General features: G+C 73.1%; 19 protein-coding genes. 13 read left to right on the forward strand and 6 right to left on the reverse strand.

The window, feature by feature from the left end:
• Positions 1 to 4 precede the first annotated feature (4 nt).
• From O7617_RS28300 to O7617_RS28355, 12 genes are all read left to right on the forward strand, one after another.
• Positions 5 to 304, forward strand: a complete 300-nt coding sequence (locus tag O7617_RS28300) for an acyl carrier protein (RefSeq protein ID WP_282259290.1) — start codon at positions 5 to 7, stop codon at positions 302 to 304.
• Positions 304 to 549, forward strand: a complete 246-nt coding sequence (locus O7617_RS28305) for an acyl carrier protein (protein ID WP_282259291.1) — start codon at positions 304 to 306, stop codon at positions 547 to 549. The genes O7617_RS28300 and O7617_RS28305 overlap by 1 nt, the downstream gene beginning before the upstream one ends.
• The gene (locus O7617_RS28310; protein ID WP_282259292.1) at positions 542 to 1,648 is read left to right on the forward strand and encodes a beta-ketoacyl synthase N-terminal-like domain-containing protein; all 1,107 of its coding nucleotides are present in this window, start codon (positions 542 to 544) and stop codon (positions 1,646 to 1,648) included. The genes O7617_RS28305 and O7617_RS28310 overlap by 8 nt, the downstream gene beginning before the upstream one ends.
• Positions 1,649 to 1,701: 53 nt before the next feature.
• Positions 1,702 to 2,220, forward strand: coding sequence for a beta-ketoacyl synthase chain length factor (locus O7617_RS28315; protein ID WP_282264889.1), 519 nt, complete (start codon positions 1,702 to 1,704; stop codon positions 2,218 to 2,220).
• Positions 2,217 to 3,833, forward strand: a complete 1,617-nt coding sequence (locus O7617_RS28320; protein ID WP_282259293.1) for a class I adenylate-forming enzyme family protein — start codon at positions 2,217 to 2,219, stop codon at positions 3,831 to 3,833. Before O7617_RS28315 ends, O7617_RS28320 begins: the two co-directional genes overlap by 4 nt.
• On the forward strand, positions 3,830 to 5,068 hold the full coding sequence (locus tag O7617_RS28325) for a beta-ketoacyl-[acyl-carrier-protein] synthase family protein (RefSeq protein WP_282259294.1): 1,239 nt from the start codon (positions 3,830 to 3,832) through the stop codon (positions 5,066 to 5,068). The genes O7617_RS28320 and O7617_RS28325 overlap by 4 nt, the downstream gene beginning before the upstream one ends.
• Before the next feature lie 73 nt (positions 5,069 to 5,141).
• Positions 5,142 to 6,233 (forward strand): 4-hydroxyphenylpyruvate dioxygenase, encoded by a 1,092-nt coding sequence (gene hppD / locus O7617_RS28330; RefSeq protein WP_282259296.1) that lies wholly within the window; start codon positions 5,142 to 5,144, stop codon positions 6,231 to 6,233.
• Positions 6,230 to 7,141, forward strand: coding sequence for a phytanoyl-CoA dioxygenase family protein (locus O7617_RS28335; RefSeq protein ID WP_282259298.1), 912 nt, complete (start codon positions 6,230 to 6,232; stop codon positions 7,139 to 7,141). Before hppD ends, O7617_RS28335 begins: the two co-directional genes overlap by 4 nt.
• Position 7,142: 1 nt before the next feature.
• Positions 7,143 to 7,934, forward strand: a complete 792-nt coding sequence (locus O7617_RS28340) for a DUF3050 domain-containing protein (protein ID WP_282259299.1) — start codon at positions 7,143 to 7,145, stop codon at positions 7,932 to 7,934.
• Positions 7,931 to 8,902 (forward strand): thiamine pyrophosphate-dependent dehydrogenase E1 component subunit alpha, encoded by a 972-nt coding sequence (locus tag O7617_RS28345; RefSeq protein WP_282259300.1) that lies wholly within the window; start codon positions 7,931 to 7,933, stop codon positions 8,900 to 8,902. The genes O7617_RS28340 and O7617_RS28345 overlap by 4 nt, the downstream gene beginning before the upstream one ends.
• Position 8,903: 1 nt before the next feature.
• On the forward strand, positions 8,904 to 9,872 hold the full coding sequence (locus O7617_RS28350; RefSeq protein WP_282259302.1) for a transketolase C-terminal domain-containing protein: 969 nt from the start codon (positions 8,904 to 8,906) through the stop codon (positions 9,870 to 9,872).
• Positions 9,869 to 11,227, forward strand: coding sequence for a hypothetical protein (locus tag O7617_RS28355; RefSeq protein WP_282259304.1), 1,359 nt, complete (start codon positions 9,869 to 9,871; stop codon positions 11,225 to 11,227). The genes O7617_RS28350 and O7617_RS28355 overlap by 4 nt, the downstream gene beginning before the upstream one ends.
• Before the next feature lie 111 nt (positions 11,228 to 11,338).
• Here the strand turns inward: O7617_RS28355 and O7617_RS28360 are convergent, their stop codons facing one another.
• The 6 genes from O7617_RS28360 to O7617_RS28385 all read right to left on the reverse strand — a co-directional run bounded on the left by O7617_RS28360 (position 11,339) and on the right by O7617_RS28385 (position 18,539).
• Positions 11,339 to 12,013 (reverse strand): SGNH/GDSL hydrolase family protein, encoded by a 675-nt coding sequence (locus O7617_RS28360; protein WP_282259305.1) that lies wholly within the window; start codon positions 12,011 to 12,013, stop codon positions 11,339 to 11,341.
• A gap of 82 nt (positions 12,014 to 12,095) precedes the next feature.
• Positions 12,096 to 14,024, reverse strand: a complete 1,929-nt coding sequence (locus tag O7617_RS28365; RefSeq protein ID WP_282259306.1) for a trypsin-like serine protease — start codon at positions 14,022 to 14,024, stop codon at positions 12,096 to 12,098.
• Positions 14,025 to 14,219: 195 nt separating this feature from the next.
• Entirely contained in the window at positions 14,220 to 15,158 is a 939-nt protein-coding gene (locus O7617_RS28370; RefSeq protein ID WP_282259307.1) for a sialidase family protein, read from the reverse strand.
• A 107-nt stretch (positions 15,159 to 15,265) separates the two neighbouring features.
• A complete protein-coding gene (locus O7617_RS28375; protein ID WP_282259309.1) occupies positions 15,266 to 15,670 on the reverse strand; it encodes an MmcQ/YjbR family DNA-binding protein in 405 nt (134 codons plus the stop codon).
• Positions 15,671 to 15,768: 98 nt separating this feature from the next.
• The gene (locus tag O7617_RS28380; protein WP_282259311.1) at positions 15,769 to 16,983 is read right to left on the reverse strand and encodes an MFS transporter; all 1,215 of its coding nucleotides are present in this window, start codon (positions 16,981 to 16,983) and stop codon (positions 15,769 to 15,771) included.
• Complete coding sequence (locus tag O7617_RS28385; protein WP_282259313.1) at positions 16,980 to 18,539, reverse strand: AMP-binding protein; 1,560 nt, start codon at positions 18,537 to 18,539, stop codon at positions 16,980 to 16,982. Before O7617_RS28385 ends, O7617_RS28380 begins: the two co-directional genes overlap by 4 nt.
• Before the next feature lie 265 nt (positions 18,540 to 18,804).
• Here O7617_RS28385 and O7617_RS28390 point away from each other — a divergent pair, with 265 nt between their 5' ends.
• Positions 18,805 to 20,106, forward strand: a complete 1,302-nt coding sequence (locus tag O7617_RS28390; RefSeq protein ID WP_282259314.1) for an SGNH/GDSL hydrolase family protein — start codon at positions 18,805 to 18,807, stop codon at positions 20,104 to 20,106.
• The last annotated feature ends 24 nt before the right edge of the window (positions 20,107 to 20,130 follow it).

Below are 20,130 nucleotides of genomic sequence, written 5' to 3' on the forward strand. Positions count from 1 at the left end.
ATCCATGAGAGCCGAGGTCCGCGCCTTCGTCGTCGAGCAGCTCGCCGACATGAACTACGACGTCGAGGGGCTCGACGACGACACCACGCTCGGCCCCGCCGGCGTCGACCTGGAGTCGCTCGCCCTGGCCGACCTGTCCGTCCGGGTGGAGGACCGGTACGGCGTGACGTTCGCCGACGACGAGTCCGAGCAGCTCGCCCTGATGACGGTCGGGGAGTTCACTACGATGGTCGCCGACCGCGTGGCCGAGACGACGAGCGGTGCGGCGACGAGCGGTGCGGCGGCGACGAGCGACGAAGCCTGATGGGCGGTCAGCCCGACCTGGGGCGAGCTGACCTGCTGACCATGCTCGCCGAACTCACCGCGAAACCGGCTGCCGAGGTGTCCGACCGGGTCGGCTCGATGGAGCTCGCCTGGCTGGTGCACCTCGTCGAGCAGCGTTACGACCGGCGGCTCGACCTCACCGACGACGAGCTGGCCCGAATCCGTACCGTCGACGACGCGCTGGCGGTGTTCCGGGCGTCCCTGACGACCTCCGCAGATGACTGAGCGGCGCGTCGCGCAGCTCACCGGCGTACACGCGGTCAGTGCCCTGGGTCGGGGCGCCGAGGCCCAGCTCGCCGGCGCGCTGGCCGGCGTCCCGGCGTTCGCCGCGGTACGCCGTTTCGACACCACCGCCCGCCGGGTCACCGTGGCGGCCACCCTGCCCGACGTCGGTACGCTCCCCGACGAACTGGCCGCCGCGGTCGACGCGGCCTGCGGCGCGGCCGGGCTGACCGGTGCGCAGCGCGCCGGGTGTGCCCTGCTGCTCGCCGTGCACGGCGGACCGACGGGGCCCGGTCCGGCACCGGGCGCGCTCGCCGACCGGCTCGCCGACCACTGTGGACTGTCCGGGCACACCCGCGTCTACACCAGCGCGTGCGTGTCGGCGAGCACGGCGGTGGCCGACGCGGCGACACTGATCGCCCGGGGTGACGTCGACCGGGTGGTGGTCGCCGCCGGCTACCTGGTGGAGTCCGACCAGTTCGCGCTCTTCGACGCGGGCCGAGCCCTCGCGGCCGACGGGGCGGTCCGCCCGTTCAGCGCCGGCCGTCGAGGGTTGTTGCTCGGCGACGGGGTGGCCGCCGTGGTCCTCGAATCGTCGGACGGGCGTCGGGGCGGGGCCGAACCGCTGGCCGCCGTGGCCGGATGGGGACGGGCCGGGGACGCCTTCCACCCGTGCCAGCCGGACCCGACCGGGGGCGGGCTGGCCCGCGCGATCGACGCCGCGCTGCGCCGAGCGGGCCTACCACCGCAGGCCGTCGGTTACGTCAACGCCAACGCCACCGGCACCCCGCAGAGCGACGCCGCCGAGGCGGCGGCCCTGCACCGGGCTCTCGGCGGACACGCGGCGCAGGTGCCGGTCAGCTCCACCAAGTCGGTGCACGGGCACGCGTTGGAGGCGTCCGGGCTGCTCGAACTGGTGGTCACCGCGCTCGCGCTCCGGGACGGCGCGCTGCCGGTCAACGCCGGTTGGCTGGCCCCGGACGAGGGCTGCGCCGTGGACGTCATCGTCGACCGGCCCCGCCGGACGGCCGCGACCCACGCGTTGACACTGAACGCGGCGTTCGGCGGCGCCAACACCGCCCTCCTGGTCGGCGTGCCGTGACCGCCCCCGAGGTCCAGCGACCGTCCGGCGTCCGCACCGACGACCCCGACCGGGTGAGCGGGTCCAGTAGCCGGCCGGGCGGGTCGGCACGGGCACGCTGGCCGGAGACGGGGGACGACGACCAGCCACCGGGAGTCGCCGGGTTCGTGTTCTCGCCGTTCGCTCCCGTGGTGGTGGCGGTGGCGGAGCGGTGCCTGCGGCGGCGGTACCCGACGGCGGAGGTACCGGTCGGGGTGCGGACCGGGATCGTGCTGGTCAGCGCCAGCGGCGACCGGGTCAGCGCGGAGCACGTCCGGGCCACTGTCGAGGCCGGTGCACGGGTCGGACCGCTGTTCTTCTTCCAGTCCGTGCCGAACAGCGTCGCCGGGCACGTCGCGGCGCGTTGGGGGCTGCGCGGCCCGGTGGTCTGCCTGAGCCCGACCGGTGACCCGTACGCCGACGGCGTCGCCGAGGCGAACCTGCTGCGCGACGACGGCGACGCCGACGAGGTGTTGCTGATCCTGATCGAACAGGCACCCGACGGGCCGACCGAGGCGGTCGCGGTGCTGCTGGGGGGAGAGGGACGACAATGAGGAGACGAGGACTACGCGCCGCGTTGGCCGCCGACCCCGAGGTGGGCGCGGGCAACGTGCTGGCCCGGGTGCTGGCGCACGGCGCCGACCCGGACGGGCCCGGCCTGACCTTCGACACCGCCGTCGACGGGCACCCGGCCGAGGTGCCACTCACACTGGGTCGGCTCGACGAGCGGGTCGCCGCCCGCGCCGCCTGGCTGCACGAGCACGGGGTACGCCCCCGCGACCCGGTCGCCGTCTGGGCCACCGCCGCCGCCGACATGGTGCTCAGCTTCCTGGCGCTGACCCGCCTCGGCGCCATTCCGGCGCTGATGAACGGCAAGCTCCGCCCGGAGATCGCCGCCGAGTACATCCGCCGGTTGCGGGGCGTCGGTGTGCTCGCCGACGACGCGCACACCGCGTCGCTGGCCGGGCACGACCTGGGCGTACCGCTGCTCGGCACCCCCGCGCAGGCCGGCACGGGCGACCCGTCCGCCGCCCCGGCGCACTACCGGCACCACCCGGACGACCCGATCGTGATCACCCACACCTCGGGGACGACCGGGGTGCCCAAGGCGGTGCTGCACTCCCACGCCAGCCTCTTCGCCGCCACCCGGCACCTGCTCACCATGCCCCAGGCGCAGGGCACCCACCGGATCCTCAACGCGTTGCCCGCCCCGCACACCGCGACGGTGTTGATGGTCAACCAGGCGCTGGGCAACTCGGCGGAGATGTTCCTGCTGTCCGAGCAGGACGGCGCACGGGTGCTCGACGCGATCCAACGCTGGCACCCGGACGGTGTCTTCGGCTTCTCGGTCACCTGGGCCGAGTTGGCCCGCTTCGACCTGTCCGGGTACGACCTGGACTCGGTGCGACTGTGGTTCAACACCGGCGACGCCTCGCACGAGCCGCACATCCGCCGCCTCGTCGCCGTCGGCTGGCACGACACCGTCACCCGCGACGGGGTGGCGAAGGTGCCCGGCTCGGTGTTCATCGACGGGCTGGGCTCCAGCGAGATGGGGCACTCGATGTTCCACATCACCCACCGCGCCGACACCGACCGGTACGGCCGCTGCATCGGCCGCCCGTACCGGTTCGCCACGGTCGCGGTGCTCGACGCCGACGGCGAACCGGTGCCGACAGGTGAGGTGGGTTTCCTCGGCATCGACTCGCCGTCGCTGTTCCGCGGCTACTGGAACGACTCGGCCACCACGTACCGGTTCCGCCAGCGCGGCTGGTATCTCACCGGCGACCTGGTCCGCGCCGACACCGACGGCCGCTACTACCACCTGGACCGGGCGGTGGACGCGGTCGACGCCGGTGACGGTCGACGCTTCTACACCGCGCTGAGCGAGGAGCGCATCCTCGCCGCCTGCCCGGACGTCACCGACTGCACCGTGGTGATCGTCGCCGAGGCCGGCGAGGTGGTCACCGACGTGTTGCTGGAGTTGGCCGCCGGCGCCGACGAGGCCGAGGACCGCACCGAGCGGGTCCGGGCGGCCCTCGGCCCGGACGTCGGCGCGACGGTGCGCCGGGTCGTGCCGGTGCGCTCGGCCGACATCCCGGTCACGGTGACCGGGAAGGTCCGCAAGGTGGCCCTGCGGGAGCGCTATCTGACCGAGGCGATCCCGTGAGCGCCCTGATCACCGGGATGGGTCTGTTCACCCCGGTCGGGCGGGGTGTCGAGGAGACCTTCGACGCGCTGACCACCGGCCGCTCCGGGCTGACCCGCCCTCCCGACGGGCACCCGGCGGCACAGTCGCTGGACGTCGCCGGTCTGCTGCCCGACGTCGACCCGCGCACCGTGACGTCCGGGCCGGAGACCCGGGTGCTGGACCGGATCGTGGTGCTCGCCCTGCTCGCCGCCGCCGACGCGCTCGCCGACGCCGGCATCGAGGTGGGCCGCGACGTCGACCCCGAGCGGATCGGGGTGATCGTCGGAGGGGTCGGCGGGATGGCCACACTGGAGGCTCAGGTCCTGGCCCGCGCCGACCGGGGCCGGGCGGCGGTCAGCCCGTACCTGCTCACCGGGATCCTGCCGAACATGCCGGCGGCGCGGATCGCCATCGCGCACGGCATCCGGGGCTACAGCTCGTCGGTCGGCACCGCCTGCGCGTCCGGGGCGCAGGCGGTCGCCGACGCGGTCCGGCTGATCGCGACCGGCGAGGCCGACGTGGTGCTCTGCGGGGCCAGTGAGGCACCGCTCTTCCCGACCTTCGCCGACACCTTCGGCAACGCGCGGGCCCTGGCCCGCGCCGGGACCGACCCGGCCCGCGCCAGCCGGCCGTTCGACACCTCCCGCAGCGGTTTCGTCCTGGCCGAGGGTGCCGCGCTGCTGGTCATCGAGAACGCCGAACACGCCGCCGCGCGGGGGGTGAGCGGGTACGCCGAGGTGGCCGGCTTCGGGGCGACCACCGACGCGTACCACCCGACCGCGCCCCGCCCGGACGGTGCCGGCGCGGCCGCCTGCATCCGCCGCGCGTTGCGCAGCTCCGGTGTGCCCGCGGCGGCGGTCGGCTACGTCAACGCGCACGGCACGGCCACGAAGCGCGGCGACGTCGCGGAGACGACAGCCCTCGCGGACGTCTTCGGCGTCGGCGGCGTGCCGGTCAGCTCCACCAAGGCGCTCACCGGTCACCTGCTCGGCGCCTCCGGGGTGCTGGAGGCGGCGGCCACCGCGTTGGCGCTGGGTCGAGGGCTGCTGCCGCCGACGTACCACCTCGACGACCCGGACCCGGCCTGCCCGGCGGACCACATCCGTGGCACCCCGCGTAAGGCCGACCCGGAGTACGCGGTGACGAACTCGTTCGGGTTCGGCGGCCAGAACGTGAGCCTGCTGCTCGCCCGGGTCGCCGAGCCGAGGGGGTGATCGACGCGGCATCCCGGGCGGGCGCGCCCGGACGGCAGTACGGGGGAATCGTGTGGGAGGGGTTTCAGGGGACATGGACATCCGTGGTATCGACCACATCGAACTCTACGTGGGGGACGCCCGGCAGGCGGCCTTCTACTTCAGCACCGCCGTCGGCTTCGAGATCTGTGGCCAGGGCGGCCCGGAGACCGGGCTGGACGGGCAGCGCTCACTGCTGCTCTGCCACGGCGACATCCGGTTGCTGCTCACCTCCGGGCTGAGCGCCGAGCATCCGGCGGCGCGGTACGTGCAGCGCCACGGTGACGGCATCGCGGTCGTCGCGGTCGAGGTCGACGACGTGGCGTCCGCGTACGCCGAGCTGGTGGGTCGCGGCGCGACCGGGGTGACGCCACCGACCACCCTCGCCGGCGCGGACGCCGAGGTGGTGGTCGCCGAGGTGGACGGCTTCGCCGACGTGCGGCACCGGTTGGTGCAGCGTCGCGGGGACCGGGGCGACTTCCTGCCCGGCGCCATCACGCCGACGGCGTCCCCGGTGCAGGAGCATCCGCCGGTGCTCGCCGAGATCGACCACCTGGCGGTGTGCGTGCCACCGGGTCAGCTCGACGACACGGTCCGGCACTTCGAGGCGCTGTTCGACTTCGCGCAGATCTTCGAGGAGCACATCGAGGTCGACGGGCAGGGGATGAACTCGAAGGTGGTGCAGAGCCGCACCGGTCGGGTGACCGTGGTGCTGCTGGAACCGGACCGGGCCCGGCGGCCGGGGCAGATCGACGCTTTCCTCGACCAGCACGCCGGTGGGGGAGTGCAGCACCTGGGTCTGCGCACCGACGACATCCTCACCGCCGTCGAGGCGCTGGGTCGGCGCGGGGTGCGCTTCGCGGGCACCCCGGGCAGCTACTACGACACCCTGGAGGCCCGGGTCGGTCGGGTGGACGCGCCCCTGGACCGGCTGCGTGAGCTGGGCGTGCTCGTCGACTCCGACCACGACGGCCAACTGTTGCAGATCTTCGCCGAGTCGATGCACGTGCGCCGCACGCTGTTCCTGGAGTTGATCGAGCGGCGCGGCGCGCGGGGCTTCGGCAGCGGCAACATCAAGGCGCTCTACGAGGCCAAGGAACGGGAACTGGCCGCCGTGGCGGCCACCCCACAGGAGGTGGGCGCATGACCGTGCTGACCGCCGAGGAGCGGGCGCTGCTGCCGTCCGACGAGGACGTGCGCCACTACGCCGAGCACGGCTGGTACCTGTCGAAGAAGGTGTTCACCGACGACGAGGTGGACGCGCTCGCCGCCGCCGCGCAGCGCTACTACGACGGGGAGCGGGACCGGCGGCTGCCGGTACGCCCACCGAAGCTGGCCTACTGGGACCCGTCGAAGGGGCCGGTGCAGCGGCACAACGACTACGTCCACCACGAACACGACGGGATCGGCGCGATCCTGCGCAAGCCGCTGATCGGCGCGGTCGCCGCCCGCCTCGCCGAGGCCGACGAGATCCGGGTCTTCCAGTCCACGCTGATCTACAAGCCGCCCATCGACGGTGAGCCGAGCAACATCGTGCCCTGGCACTTCGACAAGCACTACTGGGCGTCCTCGTCGTCGGAGAAGATGCTCACCGCGTTCATCCCGTTTCACGACTGCGGGGAGGAGATGGGCACCATCACCATGGTCGACGGCTCGCACCTGTGGAAGGAGATCGGCGCCGACGACACGGTGGTGCGGCACTTCGCCGACCGGGACCGCAGCCAGCTGGAGGAGATGCTGGCGGAGAACGCCGCGCACAACGGCGCGGAGATCCGCAAGATCCCGATGGTGATCCCCAAGGGGCACGTGAGCTTCCACCACTGCCGCACCTACCACGGCAGCGGCCCCAACGTCAGCGGTCGCCCCCGACAGGCGATCTCGCTGCACCTGCAGGACGGCGACAACGCCTGGCGGGAGTATCCGCTCTCCGACGGCACGCTCGCCGCGTACAACCACGACGTGCTGGTCCGCCGCACCCACGAGGGGCGACCGGACTACGCCGACCCCGACTACTGCCCGATCATCTGGCGCCACCGCGCCCAACAGGGAGGCTGACATGTCACGCTACGACTGGGGGAAGACGCACCCGGGCATCGAACGGTTGGAGCGGGCGGTGACCGACCGGCGTGACGCCGTGGTCAAGCACCCCCTCTACGCCAATCTGGACAATCACGAGGCGCTGGTCACCTTCATGGAGCACCACGTCTTCGCGGTGTGGGACTTCATGTCCCTGCTGAAGTCGTTGCAGCGGCAGTTGACCTGCGTCACCGTGCCGTGGATCCCGACCGGGCCGACCGGCAGCCGCCGCCTGATCAACGACATCGTCATGGTCGAGGAGAGCGACGAGCTGGGCGGCGGCTACATCAGCCACTTCGAGCTGTATGTGCGGGGCATGGGCGAGGCCGGCGCGGACACCACCGCCGTCAACGCACTCGTCGACCTGCTGCGCGCCGGGCGGCCGGTACGCGAGGCGCTCGTCGAGGCCGGGGTGCCGGACGCGTCGGCGAGGTTCGCCGCGACCACCTGGCAGATCATCGAGTCGACCCCGGTGCACTGCCAGGCGGCGGCGTTCGCGTTCGGCCGGGAGGACCTCATCCCGGACATGTTCACCCAGGTCGTCTCGGTCAACGAGGTCAGCAACCGGCTGCACACGTTCGTCGACTACCTGGAACGGCACATCGAGGTCGACGGCGAACAGCACACCCCGATGGCCATGCAGATGCTCGCCGACCTGTGCGGCGACGACGACACCAAGTGGCAGGAGTGCGCCGACACGGTCAACACCGCGCTCGCCGCCCGGGCCCGCCTCTGGGACGACATCCTCGCCGCCGTCAAGGGCCCGGCGTGACCGACGCCGACCCGGTCCGGCTCTACCGCACGGTCCGGCTGATCCGCCGGTTCGAGGAGCGGGCGGTGGAGCTGGTCCACGGCGGGCAGATCGTCGGCGGCATCCACCCGTACCTCGGTCAGGAGGGGATCGCCGCCGGCGTCTGCGCCGCCCTGGGCGCCGACGACGTGCTCGCCGGAACCCATCGCGGCCACGGGCACGTGCTGGCCCGGGGCGCGGACCCGGCCCGGATGCTCGCCGAGCTGTGCGGCCGGGTCACCGGTCTCAACGCCGGGCGGGGCGGGTCGATGCACGCCGCCGACCTGAGCCTCGGTGTGCTCGGCGCCAACGCGATAGTGGGGGCCTCCGGGGCGATCGTCACGGGCGCGGTGTGGGCGCACCGCCGCCGGGGCCGCGACACCGTCGGGGTGAGCTTCTTCGGCGACGGCGCGGTCAACGAGGGGATGCTGCTGGAGGCGTTCAACCTGGCCGCGCTCTGGCGGGTACCGGTGCTGTTCGTCTGCGAGAACAACGGCTACGCCACCACCATGCCGGTCGGCGGCGCGGTGGCCGGCAGCATCACCGGCCGGGCCGCCGCGTTCGGCATCCCGGCCGTGGTGGTCGACGGCCAGGACCCCGAGGGGGTACGCGTCGCCGCGGCCGCCGCCGTCGACCGGATGCGGGTCGGCGGCGGCCCCGAGCTGATCGAGGCCCGTACCTACCGCTTCGACGTCCACCACACCTTCGAACACGCGGTACGCCTCGACTACCGCCCGCCCGACGAGGTGACCCGGGGCCGGTCCCGGGACCCGGTGGACATCCAGGGTGCACGTCTCGCCGACGCCGACCGGGCGGCGGTGGACGCCGAGGTCGAGGCGACACTCGACGCGGCGGTGGACTTCGCCCTGGCCAGCCCGCACCCCGACCCGGCCGACGCCCTGGCCCACCTGTACGCCAGCGGCCTGACCGCCCGCACCGGAGGTGGGTGAGGTGCCCCGACTGTCGTACCGGCGGGCGTTGGCCCGGGCCCTCGCCGACGAGCTGACCCGCGACGAGGCGGTCTTCGTGCTCGGTGAGGACGTCCAGGTCGGGGCGTCGATGGTGACCACCGGTCTGGCCAAGCGGTTCGGCGTCGACCGGGTCCGCGACACCCCGCTGTCGGAGCAGGCGTTCACCAGCTTCGCCACCGGGGCGGCGCTGGCCGGGCTGCGGCCGGTGATCGAGTTCCAGATCCCGTCGCTGCTGTTCCTGGTCTTCGAGCAGATCGTCAACCACGCGCACAAGTTCCCGCTGATGACCGGGGGGCAGTGCGCGGTGCCGGTCACCTACCTGGTGCCCGGCTCCGGGTCGCGGACCGGCTGGGCCGGGCAGCACTCCGACCACCCGTACAGCCTCTTCGCGCACGTGGGCGTCGTCACCGTCGTACCGGCCACCCCGGCCGACGCGTACGGGCTGCTGGTCACCGCGATCCGCCACGACGACCCGGTGGTGGTGTTCGCGCCCGCCGGAGCGATGGACGTACGCGACGACGTCGACGACCTGTCACCGGTGCCGCTGGGCCGGGGGCGGATCCACCGCTTCGGCTGCGACGTCACGGTGGTCGCGATCGGGCACCTGGTGCACGACGCGCTCGCGGTGGCCGACGAGCTGGCCGACCAGGTCTCGGTGGAGGTGTTCGACCCGCGCACCCTGTACCCGTTCGACATCGACGGTCTCACCGAGTCGGTGGCCCGCACCGGACGCCTCGTCGTGTTCGACGACGGCAACCGGGCCTGCGGAATGGCCGCCGAGATCATCACCTCGGTGCTGGAGCGGGTGCGACTGCTCGCCCCGCCGCGCCGGGTCACCCGACCGGACGGCGCGGTCCTGCCGTTCGCGCCCGCCCTGGACCGGGCCGTACAGCCCGGCCGGGACCAGCTCGCCACCGCCATCCACCTGACCATGAAGGACACCTCATGATCGATCCGAACTACGCGTGGCCGGCGGCCGACCGAGCCTGGGCCGAGCTGCCCGAACCGGCCCGTCGGGCCATGGTGGCCAGCGGGGCGGCGGCCTGGGAGCAGGTCTTCCACGGCCGGGCCACCTACAACAAGCAGTGGCGGCTGGCCCGACCCCCGGTGCTGGCCGCCGACGCCTGGCGGGAGCTGAACGAGGTCTGCGACCGCCTCGCCCAGCTCATCCTCGACGCCTGCCGCCGTCGGGCGGGCACGGCCGGTGAGCTGCGTCGACTGCTCGGCGTACCGGCGGGGGAGACTCGGCTGCTGGACGAGTCGGAGCCGCTGACCGAGGCGCTGCTGGCCGCGTACCGCCCGGACGTGATCTTCGCCGACGGGGTGCCGAAGTTCGTCGAGTACAACATCGACAGCAGCCTCGGCGGCGGGTTCGACGCCGACACGGTCATCCAGCGGTTCGCGCACCTCTACCAGGAGCAGGGCATCCTCGACTGCCTGCCGGCGCGGGCCGCGCCGTCCCTGCTGGACCAGCGGTTCGTGGCGATCCGCGAGGAGCTTCGGCTGCCCGACGGTGCCCGGCTGGCGCTGCTGATGGACTTCGACGCGGACTACCCCGGCCTGGACGACCCGGAGACGTTCATCCGGATCCTCGACCCCCTCGCCGTCCGGGCCCGGGACTTCGGCATCGACCTGGTCATCGCGCCCCTCTCCACCGCCACGGTGGACGCCGACGACCGCCTGGTCGTCGGCGGCGCGCCGGTCGACGCGCTGTTCCGGTTGTTCGTGCCCAACCGGGTCACCCCGACCGCCGGCCTCGACGCGGTGGCCGGCGCTCTCGCGGCGGGCACCCTGCCGATGTTCGTGTCGGCGGCGGCCTGGCTGCTCGGCAACAAGACCACGTTCGCCTGGCTGTGGGAGGACGTGGACGGGCTACCCGCCGACGACCAGACACTGATCCGGCGGCACGTGCCGTACACGGTGCCGCTGACCGCCGAGGTGCTCGACCGGGCGCTCGCCGAGCAGGCGAAGCTGGTGGCCAAACCCGCCGACGGTTCGGCCGGGCACGGCGTACTGCTCGGCCCGGAGTCGAGCCCGACGGACTGGGCCGACGGCGTCCGGGCCGCCGTCGAGCAGGGCGGCGCGATCCTTCAGGAGTACCTGCCGACCGACCGGGTGCCGATGGACTTCGTGCAGATCGAGACGGGTGACACGGTGACGGCCGACGTCCCGTACTCCCTGGCCCCGTACCTGTTCGGCCGCCGCGCCTCCGGCGGCCTGGCGAGGGTCGGCTACCCCGGCTGCGACGGCGTCCTCAACCTGGCCCACGGAGTCCTGCTGACCGGCGTCCTCCTGACCGACTGAAACCCCGCCCCTCCCGGTTGATCATGAGGTTGGCGGGGCTCCGGGCTGCTCCTGGCCCCGCCAACCCCATGATCACCGGGGTCGGGCCGGGGGTCCGCGCGGGTTCCGCCTTCAGCGGCGGTGGGTGGACAGGAGGCGGAGGGTTTCGGCGGTGGCGATGGCGTCGCTGCGGGCGCTGCCGTGGCGGCCGTCGGTGCTGTAGAGGGTCGGATCGGCGGTCAGCGGGTGGTCGGTGAGGTGCACGTGCAGGGTGCCCAGCCGCTCGGCGAGTCGCGCGGTGTGCGCGGAGAGACGGCGCATCCGCTCCCGCAGGCCGGGGCGCACCGCCTCCGGTACCGCCGGGCTGTACGAGACGTCGAACATGCCCACCGTGATCACGTCCGCGCCGGCTCCCCGGAGGGCGACGATCATCGCGGTCAACTCCACGTCGACGCTGTCGGCGTCGTAGCGGGACCGGAAGGCGTCGTTGCCGCCGCAGACCACGAGTGCCAGGTCCGGACCGAACGCCAGCGCCGGGGCCAGTTGGGTGGCGCGGACCTCGTGCGCGCGCAGCCCGCTACGGCCGAGATTGAGGTACGCCAGACCCGGCCGGGCGGCGTCCAGTTCGGCGGCGATCCGGTCGGCCCACTGCACGTCCGGGTAGCCCGGCGTCGGCTCGCACAGACCCTCGACGACACTGTCGCCCAGTGCCACGAACCGTCGCCACGGATGCCCCCGCAACAGTGCCGCGCTCTCGCCCTCCCGCAGGCAGTACGGGTCCGTCGACTCGGTCACCGTCGATGTCATGCCGGCAGGCTAGTCGAGTGATCCGGCGCTGGACAGCGCATCGCCGCTCCCACCCGCCGGGGTGGGAGCGGCGATGTGTCGCTCAGGGGGTGCTGCCCGCCGGCTTGTTGAACCAGCCGTGCAGGGTCACCACCACGTGGACGGTGCCGCTGCTGGCGTTCAGGATCCTGATCACGCCGGACCGGCCGTCACCGATTCGGCCGGTGTCCCGGCCGACCCTGGTCACCACCATCGTGGTGCGGGCGAGGTGACCTGCCGCGAAGTTCGACACCGACGTGTTGCCCACCACCGGACCGCCCGGGACGGTGTACGCGAACATCCCGTCCTTCTCGACCGTGAGGAATCCGTTCGCGGTGGGGTGGACCGCCGTCACCGAGATGAGCGCGCCGTCCATCGCGTTCTCCGGAATGCCGAGGGCGGTGTTGAGGTTGAGGAACAGTTCGCCCTTCGCCTTGAGCGGGGCCCCGCCGTTGGCCCGGGTGTCCACCACCTGGGTGGGCTGCGTGACACGCAGATCCGCGCCCTGGGTGGGGGATGCCGCGACGTAACCCTGCACCCTGATCACCAGATGCACGGCCGGGCCACGGTTCACGAAGGTGACCTGGCCGGCCGCGGAGAGCTTGACCGAGAGCCCCTGCGAGGTGAACCCGGCAGCGTAGTCCATCATGCTGCTCGGGTCGGCCGGGCCACCCGTCGCGTACGCGCTGAGGTAGCCGCCGTGGGCGGCGTTGGCGACGACCACGTCGACCAGCGCGCTGGTCGCTCCGGCCGGGATGACGCCGCCGGTCAGAGTGAAGGTGCGGCTGCCGTTGGTGGGGATCGTGCCGGTGGTGGTGCCGGTGCCGTCCCGGGTGTCGACCATGTGGGTGTGCTTCACCGCGACGAGGCCGCCGCCCCCGCTGGTGGTGAAGTAGCCGTGCACGTCGACCGTCACGTGCGTGCTGCCGCCCTGGTGGTAGACGGACAGTTTGCCGGTGGGACCGACCTTGACCACCTGGGTGGTGGAGATGGTCTCACCGGTGGAGGCGTTGAGTGAGGACGTGGCCGGGCGGGGCGACCCCTGCGGGTACACCGTCAGGTAGACGTCGGTGGTCGGCCTGATCGCCGTGATGTCCGCGAGGACGGCGGTGACCCCGGTGGCGGGGACACCGCCGACCCCGAGCGCCTGGAAGTCGGTGGTGACCGCACCGGTACGCGGGCCCGTGGTGCCGCCGACGCCGCTGCGCGTGTCCAACAGGACCCCACCGGGGTTGAGCGCCACGTAGCTGTTGCGGGTGTTCTGCGCGATCCAGGACCCGAGGTCGTCGACCCGGACCTCGGTGGCGGTGCGGCGGGTCTCGGTCTCGGCGAGGCAGCCGCCCTGCCAGGAGCGGTCGTGCAGGGCGACCAGTTGGGGCGCGCCCGCGCCGACCCGCACCAGTGGACCACCGGCGTCGCCCTTGCACAGGCTGGTGGCGGCGTCGCCGCCGTCGACGGTGACGGAGGTGCCCGCGACGCCGGTGACGGCGAAGGCGCCGGCGTGCAGCTTGTCGGGCACCCACTCGGTGGCGGTACGGCCGAAGCCGGCGGCCATGAGCTGCTCTCCCGCCGTCGCCGGCGCGCCGAGGGAGATCGGCGTGACACCGGTCGCCGGCCGGTCGAGCTGGGCGAGCACCACGTTGCGGGAGGGGTGGGGCACCAGCGAGGTGACGGTCATGACGTGGCCGTCGGTGGCGGTCAGGTCCGTCCGTCCGACCGTGACGTTCGTCGGGCGCGTCGGCGGCCCCGCGACGACGGGTTGACCCGGCGTGGTGAGACATTCGGCGGTGGTGATCACCCAGGTGGGGTCGACCAGGGCGGCGGAACAGGCCCCCAGGTCGCTCTGGATCTTGGCGGTGAACAGGTAGGTGCCCGAGGGCACCGGAGTGACCCCGCTCACCGCCTGCGCGGTGGAACTGATCGTCGCGCCCGCGGCGACGGCGACGGCGAGTAACGCCGCCCGCCTCGCCCGGCGACTGCGTGTGAGACGCATGCCCCTCTTCCCTGTCAGCTCGGTGCTGGCCGGTGACCCGATAGGCCACCGGGCAGCTTCGATCACGTGGTCGGCCGATGCGGCCGTACGGCACCAAGACCCCCGTGAGGTCGAGGAATTCGCCTGTGGTACGGACGATAGCGGGCGGTGCGATGCAGTGCGGTCCCGTGAATCAGGGCAATGGGGACTGTCGTCTCAGTCAGTCAACCGGACCTCCGCCAGGTAGACGAAGGTCCGCTCCTCGTGCGAGGAGTAGTAGCTGACCCACAACAGGTCGTCGTGCCAGACCAGGCCGGGATAGCTGGTGTCGCCGCCGGAGGGCAGAGCGACCAGTTCGGTCAGCTCGCCCCGGCCGGGGTCGACGGAGCAGATCGCGGTGCGGACCCTGCCGTCGTGCAGGCGTACCCCGGCCAGCATCCGCCCGTCCGGCAGCCGCAGCAGCGCCGGCCCGCCCACCTGGACGCCCAGGTCGGTCCAACTCCAGTCCCGGTACGGCGGCAGAGCCCGACCGAGTTGTGCGGTGGCCTCGGCCCCGTCGCGGCGCAGCAGGCAGAAGGCGGTGCCGTCCGGGGTGAAGACGAGCCCGGACTCGTTGGGGTAGCCGCCCTCGTACAGCACCGGCACCCACGGTTCGAGGTCGACGCCGTCGCTGCTGCGGTAGAGCCGGGCGAACCTCGGCTCCCGGGTGGCGTAGCCGACGCCGTACATCGCGCCGTCGTGCCAGGCCGCCCGCCACACCCAGACACCCGGCTCGCCGACCGGGACCGGGTCGCTCCAGGCGTGACCGTCGGCCGAATGCCACGTAACCGTCCGGAACGTCTTGGCGGTGTCCCCGACGGCGGCTGCCGCCAGCAGGTGCATCCGCCCGTCGGGGCGGGGGACGAAGCGCGGGTCACGCAGGTCGACGCCGGCCTGCCGCAGCACGGCAGACGTGCTCCACGACCGTCCGTCGGTCGACGTCAGGATCCGGATCACCCCGTCGTCACTGAGGTGGGTCCGTGCCTCGCGGAAGGCGCAGAACCAGGTCCCGCCGTGCCGGACGAGGTCGGTGAACGCGCTGTGCGGCGCGCTGTCGCCGATCCGGTGCACGGCGACGACCTCGGCGGTGATGCGGCGGGTGGGTGACGACGTCATGCGCGGCGGCCTCCTGGGCGGGAAGAGCGCCGACGGTAACCGCCCCGACCGACGCCCGCGCGGCCACCAACCGAACACCCGACGAACACCCGACCGGCCCGGGACGGCTAGCCGTCGGTGGGCCCCCGGTCGGCGCGGTGGGCGGCGGCGAGCCGCTTCGGGGCGCGGGCGTACCACGCCTCGGTGACCACCTCGGTCAACTCGGCCAGGCTGATCCGGTCGAGTCGGACCAGCACCGCCGGATAGCCGTCGAGGTGCGGAGTGGTGAGGTAGATCGACGGGTCGTCGGCGAGCAGGGCCTCCTTGACGCCGAGGTCGATCACCCGGACGCCGAGGAGCGGGCCGTCGGGAGCGGACGCGCCGAGGGCGTCGAGGTCAGCCCGACGCAGCGGTCGCTCCCAGACGAACATCTTGTCGCGTACCCGCCAGGCCGGCAGCCCGTCGTAGGACGGCCGCTCGGTGGTCTCCGGAAGGGCGAGGGCGATCCGGCGTACGTCATCCCAACTGGGCATGGCCACACCGTACGGGCTCAGTACGACACGGTGAGCAGTTCGCCGAGCACGTGCCGCACCCGCAACCGAGGTGCGCCACAGCCGTTCCGCCGAGGGCTCTACGGCGTGACGGCGGGGGTGGGGAGCGACGGTGTGGTCGTCCGGGCCAGCAGGGGAGAGGCGGTGACCAGCAGACAGAACGCGGCCATCAGCAGCAGGGCCGGGGTGAGGTCGAGCGCGTCCACCGACCAGCCGCCGAGCAGCGCGCCGACCGGCAACCCGACGAAGGCCAGGGACCCGGCGATGCCGATCACCCGGGTCTGCAACTCCGCCGGCACCCGTTCGTAGAGGGCCACCCCGAGCAGCGGGTTGACCGCCGCGATGCCGATTCCGGACAGGAAGGTCACCACGAGCACCACCGGCAGGTCGTCGCTGATCGCCAGGGCGACCAGCCGGGGCGTGCCGGCGACCAGCGCACCGACCAGGAACGTCAGCCGACGGGGCAGCCTCGGCCCGAGCGCGGTGAACGCCACGTTGCCCAGCAGCGCGCCCGCCGAGAACGCCGCCAGCACCAGGCCCAACCCACTCGGGCCGTGCAGTTCCCGGGCGACCCAGACCGGGATGTAGACGGCCACGCTGGCGTTGGCGACCATGTTCAGCGCCGAGACGACCACCAGCATGCCCAGCAGCGGCCGGTCCCGACCCAGGTAGCCGAACCCGCCGCGCAGCGCGCGCAGGTAGTTCTCCGGCGGGCCGGGTCGCGCCGGGGTGCTCGCGGGACGGACCAGGACGCCGATGAGCAGCGCGCAGACGGCGAAGGTGGCCGCGTCGATGAGGATCGCCTCGGTCACCCCGAACACGGCGATCAGCACGCCGCCCAGCGCGGCGCCGAAGAGGGTCACCACCCGGCTCAGCCCGTCGTACGCCGAGGTCAACCGGATCAGCGGCACCCCGGCGGCCTCGGCGACCGGTCGGAACATCACGTGCTTCACCCGGTCCCCGATGCCGCGCAGCGCGCCGGCCACCGCGACCAGGGCCACCAGCGGCGCGAAGCCCAGCCACGGCGTCAGCGCGACGACCACCATGGCCACCGCGCTGCCCGCGTCGCAGAGGATCGACGTGCGGCGCAGGCCGAACCGGTCCGCCCACGGCGTGCCCAACGCGCTGGACAGCAGGTACGGCAGGGTCTCGGCGAACGCGACCAGGCCCATCTTGGTCGGACTGCCGGTGCTGACCAGCACCAGCCACGGGATCGTCACCACCGAGATGCGGGTGCCCAGGTTGGAGATCAGGTCCGCGCCGACCAGGACGACCAGTTGCCGCCGGGGCGTCACGCCCCGACCGCCGCCGCCCGCCGCGCCGCGTACCGCTCGCGGAGCGCCCGTTTGTCCACCTTCACCGACCGGTTCACCGGCAGTCGGTCGACGACCTCGACCCCGGCCGGCGCCCACATCTCGTTGAGTTCGGCGGTCACCAGGTCGATCAGCTCCGCCGGAGTGACCGTCGCGCCCGGTGCCAGCACCACGTACGCGTACGGGACCTCGCCGACCGTCTCGTCCGGTACGCCGATCACCGCGGCGGCCCGCACCTGGGGGTGCCCGGCCAGCGCGTCCTCGATCGGGCGGCAGAAGATCGCCCAGTTCCGCCGGTGCGTGACGATCATGTCGTGCGCCCGGTCGACCAGGTAGAGGTAGCCATCGTCGTCCAGGTGACCGATGTCGCGGGTACGGACCCAGCCGTCGACGAGCGTCTGCGCGGTCAACTCCGGCTGGCCGTGGTAGCCGGCGAAGCTCAGCCGGGTGTGCACCCACACCTCACCGTCGCGCCCGGTCGGCAGCACCGTGCCGTCGTCGTCGCGGATCTCGATCCGCACGTCGCCGTACGGTCGGCCGCAGGACCGCAGCCGATCCGGGTGCTCCGGGTCGTCGGTCAACCCGGGCAGCGCGGTGATCACGACGGCTTCGCTGAGGCCGTACACGATGCGCAGCACCGGACCGAACCGCGCGATGGCCTGGCGCAACCGGGCGGGCGCGGCGGGCCCGGCACCCACGTTGAACATGAACATGGCGGAGAAGTCCGCCCCGACCAGCGCCGGGTGGTCCAGTACCTCGTAGAGCATCGGCGGGGTGACGAAGGTGGAGTTGATCCGCTCCCGCTGCACGGTGTCCACGAAGGCCACCGGGTCCCAGTCGTCGCGCAGGAACAGCACCCCACCGGTGAACAGGTTGAACAGGGTGGTGATCTGCCCGCTGGCCAGCCACATCGGTGAGTGCGACAGGTGCCGCAGCAGCGGGAACCCGGCGGCGCGGAAGTCGGCGGCCAGGGTGAGGATCTGGGCGTAGAAGCTCTCGGTGTGGTGCACCAGTTTGGGGCTGCCGGTGGTGCCGCTGGTCTGCAGGAACGACTCCGGCGCCGCCCCGGGCGCCGGCGGTTCCGCCGCCTCGTCGAGGACGGTGAGGTCCGGGCCGGCGCCGCCCGCGCCCAGGCAGCACACCGGCGTGCCGGGCAGCGCGGCGGCCAGGTCCGGGCCCAGGCCGACCGGGTCGCGGGCGTCGTAGACCAGGGCGTCCGGGCGGGCCAGACGGACGAACTCGTCGACCTCCCGGCGGGAGGTGACCGGGGCGACCCACATCGTCCGGCAGCCGATCAGGTGCAGCGCGAGTTGGAGCAGCGGACCCTCCACCGCGTTCGCCACGGTCACCAGCACCGCCGCGCCGGGGCGTACACCGTGCCGGGCGAGCGTCGCGGCCATCGACCGCACCAGCGCGGCGGCCTCGGTGTAGGTGAGGCGGCGGCCCCCTCCGACCAGCGCCTCCCGGTCGCCGAAACCGGCGAAGAGGTCCAGCGCCCTGTCCACGTAGGTCGTCGTGTCCCCGGGTGTGTCAGTCATCCGGCAGCCACCTCCCCAGAAAGCGGCGCGCCCGGTGCCGACGCGACGGTGGCGCGCGCTCCGGTGGGCCCGCCACCTGCGAGCCTAGGCCCGGTGACGGCTGGTCCGGACCGTGCCGACGGGCGGTCCGACAGGCCCGGCGGACATTTGATCGCGTCGATCAGGTTGATTGACGCCCGTCAGCGGCGACGGCTAGGTTTCTGGACCATCGTCCAGGCGGGAGCCGTCATTGGACGGCCCTGGGCTGCCACACGATGGAGGTTCCATGTCGACCCCGAAGAGATGGCATGTCGTCGCCGCCGCGGCTGCGGTGCTGGTCACCGGAACACCCGTCGTCGCCGGCGCCGGCCCGTCCGGGACCGCCGCCGGCCGACCCGACCGCCTCGAGTGGGCGGGTAGCTGGGCCACCGCGGTCACCCGCGGCAACTCGGTCGGGCTGACCAACACCGGCCTCAACAACCAGAGCGTCCGGATGGTCGTGCACGTCTCGGTGGGCGGCCCGGCACTGCGGGTGCGGCTGAGCAACCTGTACGGCGAGCAGGCGGTCGCCGTCGGCCGGGCCACCGTCGCCCGACCGAACACCGCCACCGCCGACGACCTGTCCGACATCGATCCGGCGTCGCTGCGCCCGCTGACCTTCAGCGGCGCGGCCTCGGCGAGCATGAACCGGGGCGCCGAGCTGCTCAGTGACCCGTTGGCGTTCCCGGTCGCGGACGACAGCGACCTGGTGGTCACTGTGCACTTCCCGACGCCGACCGGCCCGACCACCTTCCACGGGCAGTCCCAGCAGGCCAACTTCATCGGCGCCGGCGACCTGACCGGGGCCGCCGAGGGCACCGGGTTCACCACCCGCCCCACCTGCTGCTGGTTCTTCCTGTCCGGCATCGACGTGCAGCGCAAGGCGACCCCGGGCGCCCTGGTGGTGCTCAGCGACTCCATCGGCGACGGCAACGGCAGCACCGTCAACGCCAACCGGCGCTGGCCGAACCGGCTGTCCGACCGGCTGCTCGCCGCCCGCCCGGACGCCCGCACCCCCGGTGTGCTCAACCTCAGCCTGGCCGGCAACCGCCTCAACCACGAGGGCACCGAGCCGGGTGACGGCGACTACCCCGGCTACCACCAGCTCGGCCCGAACGCGGCGGCCCGGCTCAACGAGGACGTGTTTCCCCAGACCGGGGTGCGTACCGTCGTCACCCACCTGGGCATCAACGACATCTGGATGTCCAACGACTCACCCGAGGCGATCATCGCCACCCTCCGGCAGATCAACCAGCAGGTCCAGCAGCGTGGACTGACCAGCCTGGTGGCCACCCTGACCCCGTACGAGGGGCACGGGGCGCCCGGCGTGTGGACCGCGCAGAAGGAGGCCACCCGCCAGGCGGTCAACACGTACCTGCGGGGCAGCGGGGAGTTCGACGGACTGCTCGACTTCGACCGGGTGCTGCGCGACCCGGCCCGGCCCAGCGCACTGCTGCCCGCGTACGACTCGGGGGACCACATCCACCCGAACGACGCCGGCAACCAGGCGCTCGCCGACGCCGTGCCGCTGCGGCTGCTCGGCCTGTGACACCGGCCGGGGGCGGCGGGCGAT

It is taken from the genome of Micromonospora sp. WMMD1155, assembly GCF_029581275.1.
Classification (GTDB): Bacteria; Actinomycetota; Actinomycetes; order Mycobacteriales; family Micromonosporaceae; genus Micromonospora.